18 protein-coding genes and 3 tRNA genes are annotated in these 21,259 nt (G+C 56.8%); 15 read left to right on the top strand and 6 right to left on the bottom strand.

What is annotated here, in order from left to right:
* Nucleotides 1-2 precede the first annotated feature (2 nt).
* The 3 genes from ACNKU7_RS08255 to ACNKU7_RS08265 form a co-directional block, all read right to left on the bottom strand.
* Nucleotides 3-1,166: a saccharopine dehydrogenase family protein gene (locus tag ACNKU7_RS08255; protein WP_418296501.1), complete on the bottom strand. Its 1,164-nt coding sequence runs from the start codon at nt 1,164-1,166 to the stop codon at nt 3-5.
* Nucleotides 1,167-1,244: 78 nt separating this feature from the next.
* On the bottom strand, nt 1,245-1,973 hold the full coding sequence (locus ACNKU7_RS08260; protein ID WP_418296502.1) for a UDP-2,3-diacylglucosamine diphosphatase: 729 nt from the start codon (nt 1,971-1,973) through the stop codon (nt 1,245-1,247).
* 50 nt (nt 1,974-2,023) lie between these two features.
* Complete coding sequence (locus ACNKU7_RS08265; protein WP_418296503.1) at nt 2,024-2,533, bottom strand: peptidylprolyl isomerase; 510 nt, start codon at nt 2,531-2,533, stop codon at nt 2,024-2,026.
* A 167-nt stretch (nt 2,534-2,700) separates the two neighbouring features.
* Between ACNKU7_RS08265 and ACNKU7_RS08270 the strand changes: the two genes are divergently transcribed.
* The 10 genes from ACNKU7_RS08270 to ACNKU7_RS08315 all read left to right on the top strand — a co-directional run bounded on the left by ACNKU7_RS08270 (nt 2,701) and on the right by ACNKU7_RS08315 (nt 14,365).
* A complete protein-coding gene (locus ACNKU7_RS08270; RefSeq protein ID WP_418296504.1) occupies nt 2,701-4,374 on the top strand; it encodes a glutamine--tRNA ligase/YqeY domain fusion protein in 1,674 nt (557 codons plus the stop codon).
* Nucleotides 4,375-4,458: 84 nt separating this feature from the next.
* On the top strand, nt 4,459-5,832 hold the full coding sequence (cysS, locus tag ACNKU7_RS08275; protein ID WP_418296505.1) for a cysteine--tRNA ligase: 1,374 nt from the start codon (nt 4,459-4,461) through the stop codon (nt 5,830-5,832).
* 73 nt (nt 5,833-5,905) lie between these two features.
* Entirely contained in the window at nt 5,906-6,091 is a 186-nt protein-coding gene (locus ACNKU7_RS08280; RefSeq protein WP_418296506.1) for a DUF3012 domain-containing protein, read from the top strand.
* A gap of 15 nt (nt 6,092-6,106) precedes the next feature.
* A complete protein-coding gene (locus tag ACNKU7_RS08285; protein WP_418296507.1) occupies nt 6,107-7,534 on the top strand; it encodes a Wadjet anti-phage system protein JetA family protein in 1,428 nt (475 codons plus the stop codon).
* Nucleotides 7,527-8,240, top strand: a complete 714-nt coding sequence (locus tag ACNKU7_RS08290; protein WP_418296508.1) for a DUF4194 domain-containing protein — start codon at nt 7,527-7,529, stop codon at nt 8,238-8,240. Before ACNKU7_RS08285 ends, ACNKU7_RS08290 begins: the two co-directional genes overlap by 8 nt.
* Nucleotides 8,241-8,305: 65 nt before the next feature.
* The gene (locus tag ACNKU7_RS08295; protein WP_418296509.1) at nt 8,306-11,935 is read left to right on the top strand and encodes an ATP-binding protein; all 3,630 of its coding nucleotides are present in this window, start codon (nt 8,306-8,308) and stop codon (nt 11,933-11,935) included.
* 137 nt (nt 11,936-12,072) lie between these two features.
* Nucleotides 12,073-12,522, top strand: coding sequence for a hypothetical protein (locus ACNKU7_RS08300; protein ID WP_418296510.1), 450 nt, complete (start codon nt 12,073-12,075; stop codon nt 12,520-12,522).
* Nucleotides 12,523-12,608: 86 nt separating this feature from the next.
* Nucleotides 12,609-13,085, top strand: coding sequence for a GAF domain-containing protein (locus ACNKU7_RS08305; protein WP_418296511.1), 477 nt, complete (start codon nt 12,609-12,611; stop codon nt 13,083-13,085).
* A 6-nt stretch (nt 13,086-13,091) separates the two neighbouring features.
* Nucleotides 13,092-13,838 (top strand): spermidine synthase, encoded by a 747-nt coding sequence (locus ACNKU7_RS08310; protein ID WP_418296512.1) that lies wholly within the window; start codon nt 13,092-13,094, stop codon nt 13,836-13,838.
* A gap of 71 nt (nt 13,839-13,909) precedes the next feature.
* A complete protein-coding gene (locus ACNKU7_RS08315) occupies nt 13,910-14,365 on the top strand; it encodes a hypothetical protein (protein WP_418296513.1) in 456 nt (151 codons plus the stop codon).
* Between the two features lie 48 nt (nt 14,366-14,413).
* On the opposite strand, the gene ACNKU7_RS08320 is transcribed toward ACNKU7_RS08315, so the two are convergent.
* The 3 genes from ACNKU7_RS08320 to folD are packed head-to-tail and all read right to left on the bottom strand — an operon-like array spanning nt 14,414 to nt 16,997.
* Nucleotides 14,414-15,430, bottom strand: a complete 1,017-nt coding sequence (locus tag ACNKU7_RS08320; protein WP_418296514.1) for a methyltransferase — start codon at nt 15,428-15,430, stop codon at nt 14,414-14,416.
* A 6-nt stretch (nt 15,431-15,436) separates the two neighbouring features.
* Complete coding sequence (gene rsuA / locus ACNKU7_RS08325) at nt 15,437-16,159, bottom strand: 16S rRNA pseudouridine(516) synthase RsuA (RefSeq protein WP_418296515.1); 723 nt, start codon at nt 16,157-16,159, stop codon at nt 15,437-15,439.
* Nucleotides 16,152-16,997 carry a bifunctional methylenetetrahydrofolate dehydrogenase/methenyltetrahydrofolate cyclohydrolase FolD gene (gene folD, locus ACNKU7_RS08330; RefSeq protein WP_418296516.1) on the bottom strand — a complete coding sequence of 282 codons (846 nt, stop codon included), beginning with the start codon at nt 16,995-16,997 and terminating at the stop codon, nt 16,152-16,154. Before folD ends, rsuA begins: the two co-directional genes overlap by 8 nt.
* Before the next feature lie 272 nt (nt 16,998-17,269).
* Here folD and ACNKU7_RS08335 point away from each other — a divergent pair.
* From ACNKU7_RS08335 to ACNKU7_RS08355, 5 genes are all read left to right on the top strand, one after another.
* A tRNA-Pro gene (locus ACNKU7_RS08335) sits at nt 17,270-17,346 on the top strand.
* A 17-nt stretch (nt 17,347-17,363) separates the two neighbouring features.
* Nucleotides 17,364-17,440 (top strand) — tRNA-Arg (locus tag ACNKU7_RS08340).
* A gap of 171 nt (nt 17,441-17,611) precedes the next feature.
* Nucleotides 17,612-17,687: transfer RNA gene (locus tag ACNKU7_RS08345), tRNA-His, on the top strand.
* A 182-nt stretch (nt 17,688-17,869) separates the two neighbouring features.
* Complete coding sequence (gene cysC / locus ACNKU7_RS08350; RefSeq protein WP_418296517.1) at nt 17,870-18,493, top strand: adenylyl-sulfate kinase; 624 nt, start codon at nt 17,870-17,872, stop codon at nt 18,491-18,493.
* Nucleotides 18,494-18,763: 270 nt separating this feature from the next.
* Nucleotides 18,764-21,148 carry a DUF6351 family protein gene (locus ACNKU7_RS08355; RefSeq protein ID WP_418296518.1) on the top strand — a complete coding sequence of 795 codons (2,385 nt, stop codon included), beginning with the start codon at nt 18,764-18,766 and terminating at the stop codon, nt 21,146-21,148.
* The last annotated feature ends 111 nt before the right edge of the window (nt 21,149-21,259 follow it).

Below are 21,259 nucleotides of genomic sequence, written 5' to 3' on the forward strand. Positions count from 1 at the left end.
CGTCAGCGGGCGCTTTGCGGCATGTCAAAGCGGCTGACTACGGCGAACGGAGTCAGCTCCTCGAGAATCTGCTCCAGTTCAACCAATTGCCAGCAGGGGCGTGCGCCTCTGCTGGCATATTCATTTCTCAGTATCTTTCTTGCCATGGCCGCAGCTGGTGCTGCTGGAATCCATGGGCCATCGCCGTTCAGGCCGAGAATGTGCCAGCTGCTTTCTGCGTGTGCCAGCTCCCGGGTGGCTCCCGTTATTTTGACCTGCATGCCGCCGTGCGGGCTGCCACCCGGCCAGCGCGCGGCGAGCCAGTGGCCGGCTTTTGCCAGGTGGGTCAGTAGGGGCGGGATGGCGTCCGGGAGCTTGATACGCGCCAGCTGTGCGCAGATGGCAAGTCCTATCTGCAATGGGCGTGGTTGGACTCCGGTGCCAAAGCGCAGGTTTCTTACCTGGGGTATTGCCGCGGGTGCCAGGTGGAGATCCGCTACGTCAAAATTGCATACCCACCGGTTGCCCACCGGGTGACCCACATTGACCCGGCGCAACTCATCCCCGGCGAACGTGGCGTATGGTTGGCCCTCTCGGGTAATGACAAAGGGTTTCCCAAGGGCTTCAAATCCCGATCGAACAGTGGCCAGGCCCCGGCTGATCCGGTGCGCAGGCGTAATATCGATCTCGATACTGTTTACCGAGTCAAAGTGCTCGGCAAGCCGTTGAATGGCGGCGGAGCTGAGGGCCGGCAGGCTGCTGGCTCCGCTGATGACCACCGTGTCCGCTTCGCGCGCCGCGTGATCCAGGGTTTCAATATTGCAGACGAAGTCGCCGGCATCGGCAATGTCGATGTAAGCCGTGTGGCTGGCGATACAGGCCTCTGCCACATGGTAGCCCTGGGCCTGGAAGGGGCCAGCGCAGTGAATCAGCAAATCCAGGTTGAGCGCGGCCAGTTGGGCGGTGAAATTGACGGCTTCATGGTCGAGGCGCAACCCTTCGAAGCGGGCGCTGGGGAAGCGTATTTGCAGTTGATTGGCGAGAATCTCGGCCTTGACGCGGTCGCGGCCGGCAATGATCAGTTGGACATTGTGCTCACTGGCCAGTAACTCGGCAATGCGGGCGCCGAAAGTGCCATATCCGCCGAGAATCAGGACGCGCTTGTAAAGAGAGTTCAGGTGAGGCAACTGGCTGGCTCCGGATCCGTGGAATAGCCGGTATCAAGTGGATACCGGTGCCCGCTCAGGGCAGGCGCTTGGTTTGCCCTAGGATGCCGCGGGCCAGTGCAGGAGTTCAAGTCCATTTTCATTGGCGCGGATGCACCAGCCAAGTTTCCCCCAGTCGCCGAGGACAATGCGCTGTGCCGGGTTGCCATCAATTTCCAGTTGGTGGCGGGCCGGGCGATGAGTATGCCCGTGAACCAGGGTTTGCACGCCGAACTTGCGCATAACCGCAGCTACTTCTTCCGGCGTGACGTCCATTATGTCTTCGGCTTTGTTGCTGTTCATGGATTTGGAGGCGGCGCGGATCTGGGCGGCGATCTGGCGGCGCTCTTCGAGTGGTTTGGCCAGCAGGGCCTGCTGCCACTGCGGGTTGCGGGCCTGCTGCCGAAATGCCATGTATTCCAGGTCGCGGGTGCACAGGCTGTCGCCATGCATCAGCAACACCTGTTCTCCGCCGAGCTTGGCGAGGCTGGGATCAGGAAGCAGGGTGGCGCCACAGCGCTCGGCGTAATCTTCACCCAGCAGGAAGTCGCGGTTGCCGTGCATTAGAAACACCGCCGTTCCTTTGTCGGCATACACCTTTAACTGGCGGGCGACCTCCTGGGCCAGGGGCGCATCGTCGTCATCCCCGATCCATACTTCGAAGAAGTCGCCGAGGATGTACAGGGCCTTGGCGCCGGCGGCCTGGCCGTGCAGGAAGTCGAAGAAGGCGCGGGTAAGTGCCGGGCGGGATTCGTCCAGATGTAGGTCTGAAATGATAAAGCTGGTCACAGAATGATCCGCCCGTTCTCCGTTGGCTGGCCTGGTGCGTGTCCCGGGGATTACTTGTCTGCGTATGCGTCTGAAACAGTTACGCCGGTAATCTCGATGGTTTCGGTCGGTACGTCCTGATGGAAACCGTTGCTGCCGGTCGCTACTTCTTTGATCTTGTTGACCACATCCATACCGTCAGTGACTTTGCCGAATACGCAGTAGCCCCAGCCCTGGGCGTCTTTGGAGCGGAAATTCAGGAAGTCGTTATCGTTGACGTTGATGAAGAACTGAGCAGTGGCGGAGTGGGGATCCATGGTGCGCGCCATTGCCAGGGTGCCGGTGTCGTTCTTCAGGCCGTTATCCGCTTCGTTTTCAATCGCGTCGCGGGTAGGCTTTTGATCCATGTTCGGGGTCATGCCGCCGCCCTGAATCATGAAATTGTTGATTACCCGGTGGAAGATGGTGCCGGTGTAAAAATCGTCACGGCAGTACTGCAGGAAATTGGCAGCGGTTTTCGGTGCCAGGTCAAAATTCAGTTCGATGGCGATATCGCCGTAGGTGGTGTGCAGGGTGATCATAAAATGTCCTGTCCGGGTCAGTTTGGGGCGGCATGATACTCTGATCGCCGGCCTACGCAAACTGTCGCGCGGGCCTCTTGCCGATCGCAATGAAAACCCATGCGGTGTCAGTCATCTGCGTTATAATCCGCCGCTTAGTTCGAACAGCTGTATAAATAGAGAAAGCTATGACATCCGAGAGCAAGCCCGCTCACTTTTTACAGAACATCATCCGTGAAGATCTGGCCGAAGGCCGGGTCAGCGAGCTGACCACCCGTTTCCCGCCGGAGCCCAATGGCTACCTGCACATCGGTCATGCCAAATCGATCTGTCTCAACTTTGGCCTCGCCAAAGAGTTCGGTGGGCAGTGCAATTTGCGCTTCGACGATACCAACCCGGCCAAAGAGGACGAGGAATACGTTGAAGCCATCAAGCGGGATGTCGCCTGGCTGGGCTTCCAGTGGGCTGGGGAGGCAAAGTACACCTCGGATTATTTTGACCAGTTGCACCAGTGGGCCATCCACCTGATCAAGGCGGGTAAGGCCTACGTGTGTGACCTCTCTCCGGAAGAGGCGCGCACCCACCGCGGAACCCTGAAAGAGCCGGGCACCAACAGCCCCTATCGCGACCGCTCGGTGGAAGAGAACCTGGATCTGTTTGCGCGGATGACCGCGGGCGAATTTGATGAGGGCAGCTGCAGCCTGCGCGCCAAGATCGATATGGCCGCGCCGAATATCAACCTGCGCGACCCGATTATTTACCGCATCAAGAAAATGGCGCATCACCAGACTGGTGACAAATGGTGCGTGTACCCGAGCTATGACTTCGCCCATGGCCAGTCCGACGCGCTGGAGGGGATTTCGCACTCCATCTGCACGCTGGAATTTGAAGATCACAAGCCGCTGTACGACTGGTTCATCGAGAACCTGCCGGTACCGGCCCGTCCCCGCCAGTACGAGTTTGCCCGCCTGCACCTGAATTACACCGTGGTGTCCAAGCGCAAGCTTAAACAACTGGTGGACGAGGGCTTTGTGGACGGCTGGGACGATCCTCGCATGCCGACGATTTCCGGTCTGCGTCGCCGCGGTGTCACCCCGGCGGCTATCCGCCAGTTCTGCGAAATGATCGGCGTTACCCGCGCGGACTCAACCGTTGATGTGGGTATGCTGGAATACGCCATTCGTGACGATCTGGACAAGAACGCCCCGCGCGCGATGTGTGTGATGGACCCGCTCAAGGTGACGCTCACCAACTATCCGGAAGGCCAGGAAGAAATGTTGACTGCGCCCGGCCATCCGGTGCGCGACGACCTGCCGGCTCGGGAACTGCCGTTTACCCGAACCGTGTACATTGAGCAGGAAGACTTCCGTGAGGAAGCCAACAAGAAGTACAAGCGACTGGTGCTCGGCAAAAAAGTGCGCCTGCGCAACGCCTATGTGATCCAGGCCGACGAAGTCATCAAGAACGATACGGGCGAAATCGTCGAGCTGCTGTGTTCAGTGGATCTGGATACGCTGGGTAAAGACCCTGCCGACGGCGTCAAGCCAAAAGGGGTTATTCACTGGGTATCTGCCGAGAAGAATGTGGATTGCGAGGTGCGCCTCTACGATCGCCTGTTCAACGATGAATCCCCGGACGTGGGCGACAAGAACTTCCTGGAGTCCGTGAACCCGGACAACCTGCAGGTGCTCTCAGGCTGTAAAGCCGAGATTGGCCTGGCGCAGGCCAAGCCTGAGCAGGGATACCAGTTTGAGCGCAATGGCTACTTCTGCCTCGACAGCAAATACGGCAGCGCCGAGCGGCCAGTATTCAACCGCACCATCGGGCTGCGCGATTCCTGGGCGAAGGAACAGGACAAGTAAGCCGCCTGCCGGTTACGGCACCTGAAAGTGGCGCGCCCGCTGAACCAGCGGCGCGCCAACCAGTAAAAATTATTGTGAGCAGAAATGTCTCTACAGATCTACAACACGTTTTCCGGAAAGAAAGAGCCTTTCAAGCCGCTGGTTGAAGACCGCGTACGCATGTACGTGTGTGGCCCAACGGTTTACAACCGCGTGCACATCGGTAATGCCCGCCCGGTTGTGGTGTTCGACACCCTGTACCGCCTCTTGAAGACGCTGTACAAAGATGTGGCGTATGCGCGCAACATCACCGATATCGACGACAAAATCATGAAGGCGGCACGTGAGAATGGCGAGGACATCGCCGCGCTTACCGCCCGCTATGCCCAGGCGTATTTTGAGGATATGGCTGCGCTCAACAATCTTGAGCCCGACATCACGCCTTATGCCACCCAGCATTTGCCTGAAATGATTGCGATGATCGAAAGCCTGATCGAAAAGGGGCATGCCTATGCCGCAGAAGGTCACGTGCTTTTCGCGGTGGAGTCGATGGAAGACTACGGCAAGTTGTCCAAGCGATCGCTGGACGATATGTTGGCCGGCGCGCGGGTTGAAGTGGCGCCGTACAAAAAGTATGCCGGCGACTTCGTATTGTGGAAGCCGTCGTCTGACGACGAGCCCGGCTGGGACAGCCCTTGGGGCCGCGGCCGGCCAGGTTGGCACCTGGAGTGCTCGGCGATGATCAAGAAGCACCTGGGTGACACCATCGATATCCATGGCGGCGGACGCGATCTCACCTTTCCGCACCACGAAAATGAGCGCGCCCAGAGCTGCTGTGCCAATGGCACTGACTTTGTCCGCTACTGGATGCACAACGGGTACGTGAATATCGAAGGCGAGAAAATGTCCAAGTCTTTGGGCAATTTCCGCATGGTGAACGACCTGCTTGAGCAATACCCAGGTGAGGTGTTGCGCTTTGCGTTGCTCTCGGCGCATTACCGCTCGGAACTGAACTTCAGCGCCGATTTGCTGGATCAGGCCTGGCGAACGCTGGATGGTTTATACGGTGCTCTGCGTGATACGCAGGAAGTCACCGCGGCCGAAGTCGACCTCGAAGGGTCTGCATTCCTCGCGGCCTTGTACGATGACCTGAATACGCCTATAGCCATCAGTGAATTGCATCAGTTGGCGAAGGAACTGAACAAGGCGGAAGGTGCCGGGAAAGCAGTGCTCAAAGGCAAGCTGCTGGCTGCCGGTGCAATGCTTGGCATTCTGCAAATGGATGCGGAAACCTGGTTCAAGCAGTCGCGCGGTGGCGATGAACTCAGTGAAGACGAGATTGAGTCACTGATCGCCGAGCGCCAGCAGAGCAAGCTGGACAAAAATTACGCGCGTGCGGACGAAATCCGTGAGGAACTCAAGGCGCGGGGTGTCGTATTGGAAGATTCCCGCGAGGGAACCAAGTGGCGCCGCGAGTAATCTTAGTCCGCGAACCCGAGGGGCCCTGAAGAGGGCCCCTCAAACACATAACAATGAAAATCGTAGCAAGACCATGAAAAACATCCTGACCATTATCACCGCATCTCTCGCCGTCCTTACCCTGACCGCTTGTGAACCCAAGCGTGGTTCCGAAGCCTGGTGCAAAAAAATGGACGAGATCCCTAAGGGCGAGTGGAGCTTCAATGACGCCGGTGACTACACCAAGTACTGCGTACTGAACCAGAAGCCTGAAAAATAAGCGGAAATCTGCACGTTGTTCTTTGCAGACTCCTATCAGCACTTCTTCCGACCGCTTACCGGTAAATACCGTGAGCAGGTAGTCGAATGCCTGCGCTTGCTGTACGAGCGCCTGTATACGGCCAAGGCCGATTACGGCGAATCGCTTACGCGCGAGCAGATTCTGGAAACCTTTGCCGAGGCTTTAACCCGCGCGCCCCAGTTGGACAGTGACGGTGGCGAAGAGCCGGAAGGGCGTTTCCGCGGGCCGCGCGAACAGGCGGTGTGGGTGCTGAACAGTTTGGTGGAGTATGGCTGGCTGGAAAAGCTGGTCGACTCTGCCTCATTGACTGTGTCCTATCCGTTCAGCCGACGCGGCCGCCTGTTTACCCAGCCACTCGTCGAGCTGAACAGCACCCGTGTGCGCACCAGGCACCGCAATACCCGGAATACCCTTAATGCGCTGGAGGCATTTGCCAGCCGCGGCGAGGTGTACGACCTGATTGATGCCTGGGAATACTCTGAGCGTATCGTCGCAGACTTCACCGACATGATCGCCGAGCTTGAAGAGCGCAAGCGGGAACTGGTTCGTGAAGTCGAGGCGCATATCCTCGTGCAGCAGGCCACGGACGAGTTTTTCTCGTTTATGGAAAGCCGCTTCCAGCCGGATTTGGCGATCCGCCTATCCGCAGACAGTGTTGAAAAGCACCGAGACTCCATTGGCAAGGTGATTGGCCAGATTCGTCGCAAAGACAACGCCAGGAAAGCCGAGTGGGAGCAGCGCCTGCGCCAGCAATTGCCGGAGCTCATGAGTGAAGGGCGGTCAATCCTGTGGCTGATGCTGGATACCATTGAAGACCGTATGCGACGCGCCTGTGAAGTGAAGCTTCCCGCGCTGCGCCATGCGCTGCAGGGCTTTACCAAGCGGGCGGAAATCATCATTCGCCAGCTGAGCTATTTACAGAGCAATACCGAAGGCGCCTTTACGGATCTGTGCCAGGAGCTTGGCCAGTCTGACAGGCGGGATACGGTACTCGCTGCGCTTGGTGATCAATTGGCCTCGTTCCAGTTGCGTCTGTTTGACCCCCGGCAGACCCAGCTTTGGCAGCGCGCCCGTCGCGCACCGGTCAATACGCTGGTTGACGAGCATGACTCGTTATCGGAAGAAAACCAGCGTGGCATCTTGTTACAGCAAATGCTTGATCAGGCGTTCAACTTCAACAGTAGCCATCTGCGCAGCTACCTGAGTGATGCGCTGGGTAGCGGGCAGCGGGTAAGCAGTCGTGACTTGCCCCTGAAAGACGCCCGTGACCTGCTGGCAATGAGCCATGCGCTGGAGGCGGCCGCGGTATCCCAGGACGGCTCAGGGCCGTTTATGCAGGTGACTTTTACCGGTGAAGTGGCCAGCAATGAATACTTTGACCAAATTGACGAATATACCCTCGAGCTGAAACATCGTGATTGAACAGGCATTGGAAGACGCGTTGGCCCAGTGTCGGCTGACCCGTAGTGAATTCTCCGAACTGTTGGTGCGCTTGCTGGATTACGGCGTTATATGCCGCGATGAAAGCAATGTGGAAACTGTTCTGTACGACCGCTTTCAGCGCTGTGAAGCGCTGATTCGTGAATGGCTGTCACCTTTGGGTTTGCGCCTGCAGCATGACAGCCGCTTTCAGTTCATCCGCGTATTTCCACCCGGCGCAGAAGTGCCCGGCATGCCCGACCAGGAAGAGCCACATCACGGCGGTTTCCGCGCGCGCCTTACCCAGCAGGAAGTGGCTGCCATTCTCGTATTGCGGGTGGAGTACGATAAATCCCTGCGAGAAGGCCAGGTGGACGATCAGGGCTGCGTGGCACTCTCTCTGGAAGCCCTGGAGCTCGGTCTGCGCAACCTGCTTAAGCTGTCGCTGCCGGACAAGCTGGCCGATCGCAAGCAATTGCTGAAAAAGCTGCGTCAGTTACGCCTGATTCAGGTGGCTGGCGAAGACAATGAGGCGGCAGCTGAAATTCTCTTGCGAGTGCGCCCGACCATTGCGCAGTTTGTCAGTGAGGCGACCCTCCACCAGTTGCTGGAGGGAGACGCGCCCGCAGCTTCCCAGGAAAACGCGGCCGCGCCACGGATCACGCCGCTGGTCGAAGATCACAGTCTGTTCAATGCCCAGGAATCCTGACCACCGGCCGATGTGCTGGTTGGCAAGCTGGTAAAAATTCACCCTGTTGAACACGCGGAAGTCGCATGTTTCTGAAAAAACTCATCCTCATCAATTGGGGCAATATCCCGCAGCTCGAATATGAGTTCGGTCCTATCAATCTGTTTTCCGGCGGTAACGGCTCCGGGAAAACGACGGCAGCGGACGCGATACAGACCCTGATGACGGCGGCGCACGACACGCTGTTTACGTTCAATCCGGGGCAGGATGAAACAACCCAGCGCGGCCGTGGCGGCAAGCAGGTGCGAACCCTGGCCTCCTATGTGCTGGGGTGTGATGACGGCAGTTACGCGCGCTTGCAGCCGACTGACTGTTATATCGCAGGCAACTTCTTTCCCACCGAGGGGGAAGAGGGCGAGCCTTTTGCGGCGATCATGGCGATTCGGGCGCACCTGGATACCAGCAGCAAACCGGCGCAGGCGCGCCAGGATCTCCTCAAGTTTTTCATTATTCCCGGCGAGCAGCTCGCCATTGGCGACTTCATCAAGGAGTACAAGGACGGCAAGCATTTGCTGCCGTTGGACAAGTTTTATGGCGTCGCCAGCAAACAGTTCGACAAGGTCGAGCAGTACGACAAGAAGAAGGCCTACCTTCGTCGTTTGTATGGGGCTTTCCGTGGGCGCAAAGATGCGGTGCCGGATCGTGAAGCGACGCATGCCGCGCGCACGTTTGCCAACTTTATGGCCTATAAGCCGGTAAAAAGCATCAATGATTTCGTTGCCCAGGAAGTGCTGGAAAAGCGCGACCTTGGCGACGCGATCCGCTCAGTGTCAGAGCTGATGAAAACCATCCATGGGATGGAGCAGGAAGCGCGGGAGATTATTGAGCGGGTAGGGGCTTTGCAGCGAATTGCGGAGTCCGCGGAACTGTACACGGATCAGTGGCAACGGCTTCGGATTCAGGAGTACCTGCAGGCCAAGCATCAGCAGCTGCGGGTACAGAAAACCTATATTGAGGGGAAAAACCGCCAGAAAGCTACCCGCGCAGAACTCGAGCGGACAGCGCAGGAAATCCAGCATGCTGAAAGTCGCAGTCGCGATTTGAACGAGCAGCTGGTTTCCGTACAGGCGCAACGGCAGGGCATCGCTGCGCTGCGCAGCAAAGACGAGCTCAATCAAAAGATTTCGGCCGCGCAGCGCGAACTTTCGGCATTGGGTACTCCGCTGTCGGCGCAGCACCGTGTATTTGCGGCCAACCGCTCGGCCGCCGATGAACTCATCGCTTTGCTGGGCAGCACCTCCGCGGCCCTCGAGCTGCCACTTCTCAGCGATAAAGGGCTGACAAAGGCCCTTAAAGCGGTCGCGCGTGCCGAGGACTTGCCTGAAGTTCAGGGGCTGTTGGGTAAAGACTGGATTGACCTGTCAGCGCAGGAGTCCCTGCGGGAACAGGTGGCTTCCGCGGAGGCCGTACACAACAGCCTCGTGGAACTGCTGGCGGAGTCTGAGCCCGGGCGCCCGACATTAAAAGAGCAGGTGCTGGAACTGGTTTCCAGGGGAGACCTTAAAGTCCAGCAATTGCAAAAGCAGTTGCATGCCCAGGAAGCCCGCATCCAGCATTTGCACTCCAATCGCGTTCGCTATCCGCAATATGTCGATCAGGCACTGGCGGCGATTCGGGAGCAGTGTCCCCAGGCCGAGCCACAGGTTTTGTGCGATTTTGTTGAGGTGCTCGAAGATCGCTGGCAGATGGCCATTGAGGGCTACCTTGGTGGCGCGCGCTTTTCGATTATTGTCGACCCGGACTATGAGGCCGAAGCGATCCGTATTGTGCGGGGAATGCCAGGGCGCAGTAATCGTGCCCGGGTAATCCAGGGGGACAAGGCGCGGCGGGATGCCGAGCGAATGGATGCGCCCGGGGATTCCATCATCGCGCTGATGTCGTTTAGTCACAAAACGGCGGAGTACTACTTGCGCGCCTCTTACGGCAGCGTGCTGCAGGTCGCGGATGCGGATGCGCTGCGCGCGACCCGTCGCGGGCTGACGCCGGAAGGGCTCGCCAGCGGTAACTACAGTATGTGGCGCTGTGATGTGGACGATGGCGAGCTGGTCTTCGGTCAGGGCGCGCGGGCGCGGGCGCTGGCCGCGCAGCAAAAAGCCCTGGAGCAACTTCTGGAGGAGGCGGGCCAGGTCAATGGCCAGCAGCAGCAAATGCGCAAGTTGGCCGCAGCGGTACGCAGCCTGGAACCACTGAAACTGCTGGATCCGGTGGATGCGGCGCTTGCGGCCCAGCGCCAGTGGCGCAGTGCTGAACAGGCTCTGGCGAATCTTGACGTGCAGGATGGAGTCGAGCTTGAACAGCAGGCGAACGAACTTCTCAGCAAGCTGGAAACCGAGCGGCAGCAGCAGGCTGGATTGCAGAAACAGGAAGGCAAGCTCGAGCGGGATCTGGAAAATGTTGAAAAGACCCTGAAGGCCCTTGCGGCGCAGCTGGATAGCCTGGATGAAGCGCTGTCTGATAGCGAAGCGGCCGTGCAGCGAATCTGCCAGCTCACCCCGGACTTTGACGCCGAGGCGGTACTGGCTCTGGCCGACGAACAGGCGGCGGGCGCCGGGGACAGTTTCGATTTCTCTCAGGATATTGCCGAGTGGCAGGGCTTGTTGCAGAAATACAGCCACCAGCTTCTGAATGCGGTAATGCATTACAACAGCAATTGCAGTACCGGCGACACACTGTCGTTTGATCCGGACTTTGCCGGTGGTCACAACGAGGGTCAGTTCAAACTTGTCTGCCAGCTGGTAGATCAGGTTACCGCGCTGCGCAACCGGCTAAAAAACAACTTGCTGGTCGAGCGTCATGAACAGCTACAGGGTTTGAAGAAGTCCTTCAACACCACGTTCGTGACGCATCTGTGTCATGCGATATACCAGTCAATCAATGACGGCAAGCGCGTATTGGACGACCTGAATGTTGAGCTGGAGCATCACCGGTTTGGTGCTGACCGCGAGCGGTTCCGTTTCGATTATCGCTGGGTACCCGAGTTCAAGGAATACTGGGGTTTCTTCAAGGCGGTCATCGACCTGCCAAACCTGGGGGAAGAGCAGAGCCTGTTCGATGCGGAACTCGCACCCAAGCACCAGCAGGTGCGCGACAAGCTGCTGAATATGCTGTTGAGTGAAGACGAGCAGGTCGCGCGACGCGAGCTGGATCGTATCAGTGATTATCGCAATTACCGCAATTACGAGATCTACAAGGAGCCTGAGGGCAAGGAGCCCATTGCGCTCAGTCAGTACGGAACCGGTTCAGGCGGCCAGCTGGAAACACCGGCTTATATTATCCGCTCGGCAGCGGTGACCTCGGCCTTCCGTTTCAATGATGGCAATAGCCATTTGAAGATGGTGCTGGTGGACGAGGCATTCTCGAAAATGGATGAGTCCCGCTCTCGGGAAGTGATCCGTTACCTGACGGAAACGTTGGGATTGCAGCTCTTGTTCATCATGCCGAGCAGTAAGTCGGGTCCGTTCATGGACCTGATTTCCAACCAGTTTGTGTTCAGTAAATGCCCGAGTCCGAAACCGGTGGGTGAGCTGAATACCCGGGTTTACGTTGATCGCAAGGTGTGCAACCAGGAGAAAATTGCCAAGCTTTGGGCCAATCACCGCCGATTGATCCGCCAGCAGGCGAGTCTCGACTTTCTTGAGTTGCTGGAAGAGGCATGACACGGCGAAAGCCGCATTTTGGGTCACGCATTGCCCTTGCGTTTTTGGTGCCAGTTCGCGGAATATAGCTGAGGTTCCAGTAAAATTGCTGGATATGTACTTGATACCCGGTTAGCACTTGAGCAGGGGAGGCTTGAATGCGTCAGTTTTCGATTTTGGTGGTATTCGCGCTGGCTTTTGGCGGTGCAGCGGTGCTTTACGAACAAGAGAGCCGTAAAGTGAAAGGTGTACTGAGCCAAATTACGGATCTGCAGGCGAAAGTGGGCGATATGCAGGCGGAGATCAACCGGCTTAATGCCGAGCTGGAAGCGGTCAAGCTTGCGGAGCGCCGCCGCCCCAATCTCAGCTCGGTTGCCAACCGGGTGTTGCACTCCAAGGCCGACGTGCAGCCCTCGGCGCCGGTAAGTCGCCGAGCCCCACAAACGAGGGAGTCCCAGGGGTTTACTGCAGGTGATGTAACGGCCGCAGCTCCGGCCATTCGCAGTCGCGAGGTTGAAGACGGCGAGTGGACAAAGCCTACCGTGGATGCGGAGGTCTACGAGTCGCAGGCTGGCGGCGAGAAGCCGGTGACTGACCCGTACCAGTAGGTGCCGGTATTTGACTTCACTGCACGAATGCATATAAAAGGGCCCGCGAATATTCGCGGGCTTTTGTTTTTCTATCGGTACTGATTATGGCTACGCCTCTGTCTCCATTCTATGAATCCCTGTGTGCTCAACTTTCCGGCTTGCTGTCGGGGGAGCGCGACTGGCTGGCCAATACTGCCAATGCCAGTGCGTTGCTGTTTATGGAGTTGCCGGACATAAACTGGGCAGGTTTTTATTTTCTGAGCGAGGATGAGCTGCGCCTGGGGCCTTTTCAGGGCAAGCCTGCCTGTACCCGGATCCCCGTAGGCAAGGGTGTTTGTGGTACCGCAGTTGCGACCGGGCAGTCTCAACTGGTTGCAGACGTTCACGCATTTCCGGGGCACATTGCCTGCGATGCAGTGTCGGCATCTGAAGTGGTGGTTCCACTATACGATGGCGAGCGCTGCCTCGGCGTGCTGGATATCGACAGCCCGACAGTGGCCCGGTTTGATGAAGCGGATCTGGCGGGTATCGAAGCATTTGCCCGCACGCTGTTGGAGCTCAGTGATCTGCCTGCCGCTTGATTTCCCATGGCACTGATCTGGCAAAAGGATACGGCGGGCAGTCGCTACGAAGTTCGCACGCATGGCGCGAGTGTAAGGTTATATAGCAATGGCGTGTTTCATTCCCAGTGGAACCCCCGGGATCCGTTAAAGGGATCTCTGTGGGAGCTGTTGCTGTTGCCCGCATTCTTTGTACCGACACGCGAAGTCCGCCGGGTTTTGGTTCTGGGTGTGGGTGGCGGCGCCGTGATCCGCCTGCTCCAGCGGTTCCTGGCGCCCGATGAGATCGTCGGTGTCGATATCGATCGAACCCACTTACAGGTGGCGCGCCGGTTCTTCGGTGTGCGTGGCGCCAGGCTGGAATGTGCCGACGCTCGCGCGTTTGTGGGAGAGCAATTGCGGTTGGGCGAAAGCGGTTGCTTTGACCTGATCATTGACGATCTGTTTGGCCACGCGGGTGGTATTGCCGCAAGGGCGATTGACTCGGATGTTGCATGGAGCAAGCAGCTTTTGGCATTGCTTGCACCTGCAGGTGTTTTGGTCAGTAACTTTGCGAGTAGAGGCGAGCTGCTGAAGAGCGGTTGGCGCGACGACTCGGTTCGCCAGCATTTGAGTGGCTGCTGGACCGCGGAACACCCGGCCTACAATAATTGTATCGGCGTTTTCAGTCGGCAGGCGTTAAGCCGGCGAAACCTGACTGCCCAGGCACCCCCTGAATTAAACCCCCTTAATCCCCGTCGCCGCCTGGATTCCCGTCTTCGCCCCTTGCGCTGAGTTTCGATTGGCGTGTTATTGATCCCTGTGTCTATACTGGATTTAGGCAGTTATTTTCCCGGGATTCGTTGATGCGCTACAAAACCTTGGAGGATGTGATTCAGGAGGGGAGGGAGTTCCACTTGAAGTTAAGCCAGCAATACGAAGAGTTCGAACAGTTGGCCGGCGACGAACGCGCCACACTGTTGCTGGATCAGCTTAAACGGCGTGAAGACTCCATGATTCACACGCTGGAAAACTTCCGCCAGGATATCGGCGAAGGTGCGCTGCACACCTGGGTGCAGTTCGCGCCAGAGGGCCGCGAGCCAGAATTGCTACAGCGGTTGCGTAACCTCGATATCCGGGATGTCGAAGCCATCGGCCAGGTGGCGATGGAGATCGAGATGTACCTGGCCGACCAGTATCGGGATCTGCTCAACGGGGTCGATACCCCATCGGCAAGGCATGCTCTGGAGCGATTGCTTGAACTTGAGCAGTTGGAAGAGCACACCCTGTCGATGAACCTGTTTAACCTGCGAGATTACTAGCTTGGCATCCGGTTAAGCAGTGTTCCCTGCGATAAGGGATTGGCGATCCTATTTGGTCAGTTGATAGACGCAGAATCCCTTCGCCTTATCCACGCAGTTTGTCTGGGTAAAAATCCCCTGGGCTTTCCTTCCTACGGGAATGAACTCATTCACAACAAACAGCGCGGTACCTCTGGGGCGGAGGATGCGGGCGGCCTGCTGCAGGAAGCGATCCGTTAGATCACCTTCTACCTGAAACCCCTGATGAAATGGCGGGTTGCAAATCACCAGATCCGCGCTGCCGGTCGGAACTTCCGAGCCTGCATCCCCGGGCAAGACATTGCCCTTGATATCCAGCTGTGCAAAATTTTCCGCGCAGGCACGCAGCGCCGCGGCATTGTTGTCGGTAGCCGTGAGTGAGAAATCACCCAGTTTCGCGATGCGTGCGCTGAGGTAGCCATAACCACACCCGAGATCCACAATCTGTGCCCCAGGCGCCGGTAGGAACGCAGCAAAGTGTTCTGTCAGCAGGGCACTGCCAGCGTCGACTTTATTCCAGCCAAACTGCCCCGGCTTTGAATAGAGGCCGCCGAGCGCATCAGGTTGTTGCAGGGCACTGTAATCACTGTCATCCAGCGGCGTGCCCAGGGAACTATCCGGGCACATCGTGGAGATGCTCAGATAGTCATTGCCGTGCTTCTGGATACTTTTCGCCACCTTGCATCGCTGAGCGGCTTTTTGCGCGTAGGTTTTTATCCCGCTGTTTTTCTCGCCGAGCAGGATGAGCTCTCCCCCGCTCGGCAAAGAACGTGCAGCAGCGTTGATCACATGGTGAACCGCCGCTTTTTCTTTGGACACAGGGTAGATGATCTGCTGGTAGGGTTTCTGGATGGCGGCGAGGTCAAAGTCATTGAAATACGCCTCGATCCCGCAACGGCGAGCCTGTTGCACAATGTCCCAGCGGTTGCTGAGCAGTGTGCCGCGGTAAGACAGGCCCGGTTGCAGTAACGGCTTACTATTTTCGTCCGCGATCCAGAGTGTGGCTTCTGATGCCTGGGAAACCAGGCGGGCAAGAAGGGAGAGCATCTTTAATTAACTTTCCTGCGCGCCCATACCTGCAATCTCCTCACTGGTGAGTGCCCGGTATTCGCCTTCTGGCAAATCTTCGTCCAGAACGATATCGCCGACGCGCTCCCGGTGCAGTTCCAGCACGCGATTGTCCAGTGCGGCAAACATGCGTTTTACCTGGTGGTAACGGCCCTCGCTGATGGTAATGCGCACCTCGTTGCGATACAGGATCTCAAGCTTTGCCGGCTTGGTTCGCTTTTTCTCGTTGTTCAGCCATATACCCTTGGCGAATTTCTCGATGGCGCTGTCATCGATACCCTCAGCCAGCAGTGCGTAGTAGGTTTTCTCGCAATGGTGGCGTGGAGAGGTAATACGGTGTGACCACTGGCCATCGTCGGTGATCAGCACCAGGCCGGTGGTATCGATATCGAGCCGGCCGGCAATATGCAGCTTCTGCTTGTTGGGCTCATCAATCAGGTCGAGGACCGTCGGATGTTCGCCGTCCTTCGTCGCGCAGACATAGCCCAGAGGCTTGTTCAGCATAAAGTAGCGCGGGCCGGGTTCATGCAGGGCATCTCCGTCCAGGGTAACGGTGTCTGATTCGAGCACCTTCTGAGCGGGATCGGAAATGACTTCCCCGTTAACAGAAATGCGGCCCTGGCGGGCCGCACGTTTGACTTCTGCTCGTGAAAGGTCGGTTACCTGACTGACCAGCTTGTCCAGTCGCAAAGTTTTGTTATTAGCCAATCTTGCGCTCACCGGAATCTACAGATTGATAAATCAGCGTGTTGATGGTCATCGGGCCAACGCCGCCGGGCACCGGGGTGTAAGCTGCGACACGATCGGCAAGAGGTGCGAGTTCGATATCGCCGACGCCGCCGGGGTGATAGCCCGCGTCTACAACGACGGCGCCATCCTTGATCCACTCCGCCTTAATGAACTCCGGGCGGCCCACCGCGCCCACGACAATATCGGCCTGGCGAATGTGCTCGGCCAGATTTTGGGTGCGGGAGTGGCAGATGGTGACCGTCGCGTTGGCGTTCAGAAGCATGGCCGCCATTGGCTTGCCGAGAATCGGGCTGCGCCCAACGACCACGGCGTGTTTGCCTTCCATGGGAATATTGTAGGCTTCAAGAAGGCGCATGATGCCTTTGGGGGTCGCGCAGCCATAGGCCTCTTCGCCCATGGCCATGCGGCCAAAGCCGAGGCAGGTGACGCCGTCGACGTCTTTATCCAGTGCGATGGCGTCAAAACAGGCTCGCTCATCGATCTGTTCCGGTACCGGGTGTTGCAGCAGAATGCCGTGCACGTTGGGGTTGGCATTAAGCTCCGCAATCTTGTCGAGCAGTTGTTCGGTGGTAGTAGAAGAGGGGAGTTCGACCTGCATCGAGTCCATGCCGATGCGGTGGCAGGCGTTGCCCTTCATTTTTACGTAAGTTGCGGAAGCCGGATCGTCCCCCACCAGAATGGTGGCGAGAATCGGGGTTTGGCCGCCGCTCTTCTCTTTCAGCGCGGCAACCCGCGCAGACAGTTCCTCTTCAGTTTTCTGAGCCAGGGCTTTGCCGTCCAGAACCAATGCAGACATAAGGATTTACTCAACTTGATCATAAAGCCGGCGGCCTGCAGCGATTTATAGTGCAAGTGCGCGACTTAGTAGGGGTTGGTTGCGAAGCTTAATGAAAGGACGCTATTTTCGCACAGGCCGCGAACAATTTCCCTATTCAGTCAACAATCTGATTAAACCGTGAGCGACTTTAAAATTTCTTTAAAAATAATAGCTTAGCGGCGTTGACAGCCTAGGGGGGCGCAAGTAATATGCGCGCTCTCCAACAGGGGGGCAACCTTCTGAAAGAGAATCGGGGCATAGCGCAGTCTGGTAGCGCGCCTGCTTTGGGAGCAGGATGTCGGGGGTTCGAATCCCTCTGCCCCGACCAGATTGCCGGGTTATCATGCGCCCGTAGCTCAGCTGGATAGAGCATCCGCCTTCTAAGCGGATGGTCGCAGGTTCGAGTCCTGCCGGGCGTGCCATTATTATATGGCAATAAGATCGGCAAGGATTGGAAGTCTGCAGCGAGCTTTAAGCGCATGACTACCCATTCATCGGCTTAGTCGATGATAAAGCTGCCTGGCGCAGTGTAGGCTTGGTCTGACATAGCCAGACAGACAGTGTTGCCACAAGACACTGATTACCTCTTTATGGTGGCCGTAGCTCAGTTGGTAGAGCACAGGATTGTGGCTCCTGAGGTCGCGGGTTCGATCCCCGTCGGCCACCCCATATATGACCCTAGTTGGTCCCTAAAACCCGGCTTTATGCCGGGTTTTTTGTTTTTCCATGTTAATTGTTCTATTGGTCGCCTTTACCTATGGCGAGGCTTTCTAGGATAATGTCGCCAATTTTTAGCTTTCCATTCAAGGGGGACTTGCTGGGAAGCGCTTTCAATTGTTTAGGGGATAAAAGTGACAGAAGTAGCTGAACGCAAAGCGACCAATATCCATTGGCATGACGGTGAAATCAGCCGTGGTGACCGAGCTGCGATGCTTGGTCATAAAGGTGTGACTCTGTGGTTTACCGGTCTTTCCGGTTCCGGCAAGAGCACAGTAGCTGTCGCCGTAGAAAAGGCATTGGCCGCGCGTGGCGTGTTGAGCTACCGTCTTGATGGAGACAATATTCGCCACGGTATTAACTCCAACCTCGGCTTCTCCGCTGAAGACCGCCAGGAAAACATCCGCCGTGTGGGAGAAATCTCTCGTCTGTTTGCGGATACTGGCGTGGTTGTGCTGAGCAGCTTTATTAGCCCTTACTTTGACGACCGTGCCCTGGTGCGCAAGATGCACGATGAAAGTGATCTTCCTTTTATGGAGGTTTACATCGACTGCTCTCTTGAGGCGGCGGAAGCTCGTGACCCTAAAGGTCTGTACAAGAAAGCGCGTGCAGGCGAGATCCGTGGCTTTACTGGCATTGATGACCCGTACGAAGCGCCCGTTAATCCGGAGCTGCATCTGCGTACCGATCAGATGACGCTGGAAGATGAAGTTGAAGCCGTCATCAAGTCTTTGCAGGAGCGCGGCATCATCGTTTAACGGTAGCGCGCTTTAATTGCCGGGCCGCCGTCATGGGGGCCTGGCAGTCCTTCCTCGTTCCTTTTTTATTTCCTGTATCGCTGCGATTTTTCCACTCTGGCTCAAGCGTAATGGGCTTGAATTTTAGGCGATACCGTCCCGTCCCCATTTCCTTAAGTTGCCTTATCCGCCATCTCGCCAACGATTTCCATCGCGACACATATACTCAATGTGTAGCGGCAGGAGCATTCCTGTGCCGTTGCATGGATCTGCATTCTGATGGAGGCGAATATGTCTTGGAGAGCAAGGATTCTCTCTGCGGTGATGGTGTCTGTGGCGCTGCTGCTTGCTGTGGGTGTCTGGTACGGATACGAGAAACTCCCGAGAATCCCCGGTGTTCCCAAGGCGCCCGTCCTGGGTGTCCCTGCAGGGGCGTTGGATCATACTCCTTTAGCGGCGTACAGTGGTGAGCATCCGCGAAAATCAGGGCGCCCCGCAGAATATTTCCCGTTTCCTATCCCGGTTGGGGCGACTGGCCCTGTTGAGACCCTTTTTTCCGGTCCTTCAACGTATCCGTTCTTGTGCGGGGAGAATGACATTACTGGTTTGCAGCCGCTGGTAGACAACCATGAGCGAGAAGGGATACCAGTCTTTGCCCTGGACGATGAGGGTAAGCAAACAGGTGAAATTACAGGTTACAGCCGAGATTGCAGTCACAATACAGCCGTCTCTTATTTCTATCGCAGCTCAAACGATGGAAGGTTTCACCCGTTAGAAGAGGCACAGGGCGACATTGACCGGGTTACGGTCAATGGCAAAACCACTGACTTTGTCGTGCGCTTCGAGACCGGCACCATCAATCGCTTTTTCTACGCGATCGCTGTGTTGCGTGGCGACGGAGAAACTGCGGAAAAGCCAAATTCCAGCAATTGGAACCGGCGCCTGATTTATCAGTTTCGAGGCGGGGTAGGTGTGGGTCGCCGGCAGGGCGACATAGGGAAAAGTTCTATTTTTGAGCGTCGGGAAGATCAGTTGGCGAGAGGTTACGCAGTCGTTTATTCAACGGCTAACCAGACCAGTAACCACTACAATATCTGGCTTGCGGAAGACACCGCGCGGAGATTGAAGAAACAATTTGAGGCGTTATACGGTGAGCCTTTATATACGGTAGGTATAGGTGGTTCCGGCGGTGCCATCCAGCAGTATTTAATCGCCCAAAATGCGCCTGGCGTTATTGATGCGGCGCTTCCTCTCTATTCATATCCCGATATGGTCAGTCAGACCATCTATGTTTTTGATTGCGAGCCACTTGAATACTTCTTTGATGTCGTTGACGCAGCCAACCCTCGTTGGCGTGACGTCACCGCGAGAACGCCGGTATTGGGGTTGGCGGCGCAAAAGGATTTTGAACACCGTTTTGCTGTATTGGAAAAAGCGGCAGCCTTATTCGATGGTCGATATCGAGGGGTGGCTGATGGCGCATCGGAATGTGTGCAGGGTTGGCGGGGCTTGGTGCCGTTAGTGAACAATCCAAATTTTGTTCACTTCAGTAAAAGTTATGCTGACGAAGTCGCGAATGAAACCCATTGGACGCACTGGGAGGATCTGCGGCCGTTTTATGGGGCAGGGCGCGATGGCTACGCAAATAGCACCTGGGATAATCAGGGAGTTCAGTACGGCCTTGTTGCCTTGCAGGAAGGTAAGTTAGGCGTTGATGAATTTCTTGAATTAAACGCGACTGTTGGTGGCTGGAAGGAGCCCACGGAGCAGGGCGGCGAAAACCTGTGGTTTATGAATGGTGACGTGTTCCCGGTGAATTTGTCGGTGTGGAGTGAGCACAACATGAACCTGGGGAATATGGATAACCCTGCGCCCCGAAGCGTTGCAAGCCTTGAGGCAATCCGTGGAATCTATCGTTCGGGGCATGTATTTCTGGGGGACATTGAGATCCCGGTTGTGGATGTGCGGCACTATCTCGAGGATGAGCTGGACATGCATCATAGCCTCGCGTCATTCGCGACTCGCGAGCGTATCAAGAGGGCGCGTGGACATGCAGACAACCAGCTGATCTGGGTGAGCCACAAGGACTTTGACCCAGTCGATGAAGCCCTGGATATCATTGATCACTGGATGCAAAGGATTGCGGAGCATCCTGAGCGTGGTGTGGCCGGCAACCGCCCGGTTGAGGCGACTGATCGCTGCTTTGATGATCAGGGTAATGTCATTGCGGCAGGCAAAGGTGTATGGAACGGGGCGTGGAATCATCAGCCAACCGGGGCATGTATGAAGCAATACCCAATTTACAGTACATCGCGACAAATGGCTGGTGGTCCAATTACCGGAGATGTCTTCAAGTGTTCGTTACAGCCGGTTGAGAGGGCGATCGCCAAAGGCGTATATGGCATGGCAACTTCTGCGCTGATTGATCGTATAGATGATTTGCGCAGAGTGTTTCCGGATGGTGTGTGTAACTACAATGAGCCTGGCCAGGGGCAGCCAGGCGATCCGCTATTTCTCCGCGGTGGGACTGTTACGATAGCAGGGCATCAAGTTGGTGTTGACTACCGGTTGCCGGCCGACCAGTTAGCTGAGGAGTCGCCGCAAGGTGGTGCTGAGGAGGTGTTGGCGACCCCGGTGTCCGTTCAGCCAGGTGAAGAAACGCGGGGTTCGGATTGAGTCCAAGCTTCCCTGGCGGAAAGGAGATCGGCTGGTAACAGATTCTTTTCCACTTTTGGCGCGAAAATTGTTGACACAAAATTGGAGTCGGGTATTATGCGCGTCGCTCGA

It is taken from the genome of Microbulbifer weihaiensis, from assembly GCF_048323715.1.
GTDB lineage: Bacteria > Pseudomonadota > Gammaproteobacteria > Pseudomonadales > Cellvibrionaceae > Microbulbifer.

Coding starts and splice junctions, on each gene's coding strand:
- ACNKU7_RS08265 (WP_418296503.1), bottom strand. CDS start 2,533: ATGATCACCCTGCACACCACCTACGGCGATATCGCCATCGAACTGAAT.
- ACNKU7_RS08270 (WP_418296504.1), top strand. CDS start 2,701: ATGACATCCGAGAGCAAGCCCGCTCACTTTTTACAGAACATCATCCGT.
- cysS (WP_418296505.1), top strand. CDS start 4,459: ATGTCTCTACAGATCTACAACACGTTTTCCGGAAAGAAAGAGCCTTTC.
- ACNKU7_RS08280 (WP_418296506.1), top strand. CDS start 5,906: ATGAAAAACATCCTGACCATTATCACCGCATCTCTCGCCGTCCTTACC.
- ACNKU7_RS08295 (WP_418296509.1), top strand. CDS start 8,306: ATGTTTCTGAAAAAACTCATCCTCATCAATTGGGGCAATATCCCGCAG.
- ACNKU7_RS08300 (WP_418296510.1), top strand. CDS start 12,073: ATGCGTCAGTTTTCGATTTTGGTGGTATTCGCGCTGGCTTTTGGCGGT.
- ACNKU7_RS08305 (WP_418296511.1), top strand. CDS start 12,609: ATGGCTACGCCTCTGTCTCCATTCTATGAATCCCTGTGTGCTCAACTT.
- ACNKU7_RS08310 (WP_418296512.1), top strand. CDS start 13,092: ATGGCACTGATCTGGCAAAAGGATACGGCGGGCAGTCGCTACGAAGTT.
- ACNKU7_RS08315 (WP_418296513.1), top strand. CDS start 13,910: ATGCGCTACAAAACCTTGGAGGATGTGATTCAGGAGGGGAGGGAGTTC.
- ACNKU7_RS08320 (WP_418296514.1), bottom strand. CDS start 15,430: ATGCTCTCCCTTCTTGCCCGCCTGGTTTCCCAGGCATCAGAAGCCACA.
- folD (WP_418296516.1), bottom strand. CDS start 16,997: ATGTCTGCATTGGTTCTGGACGGCAAAGCCCTGGCTCAGAAAACTGAA.
- ACNKU7_RS08355 (WP_418296518.1), top strand. CDS start 18,764: ATGTCTTGGAGAGCAAGGATTCTCTCTGCGGTGATGGTGTCTGTGGCG.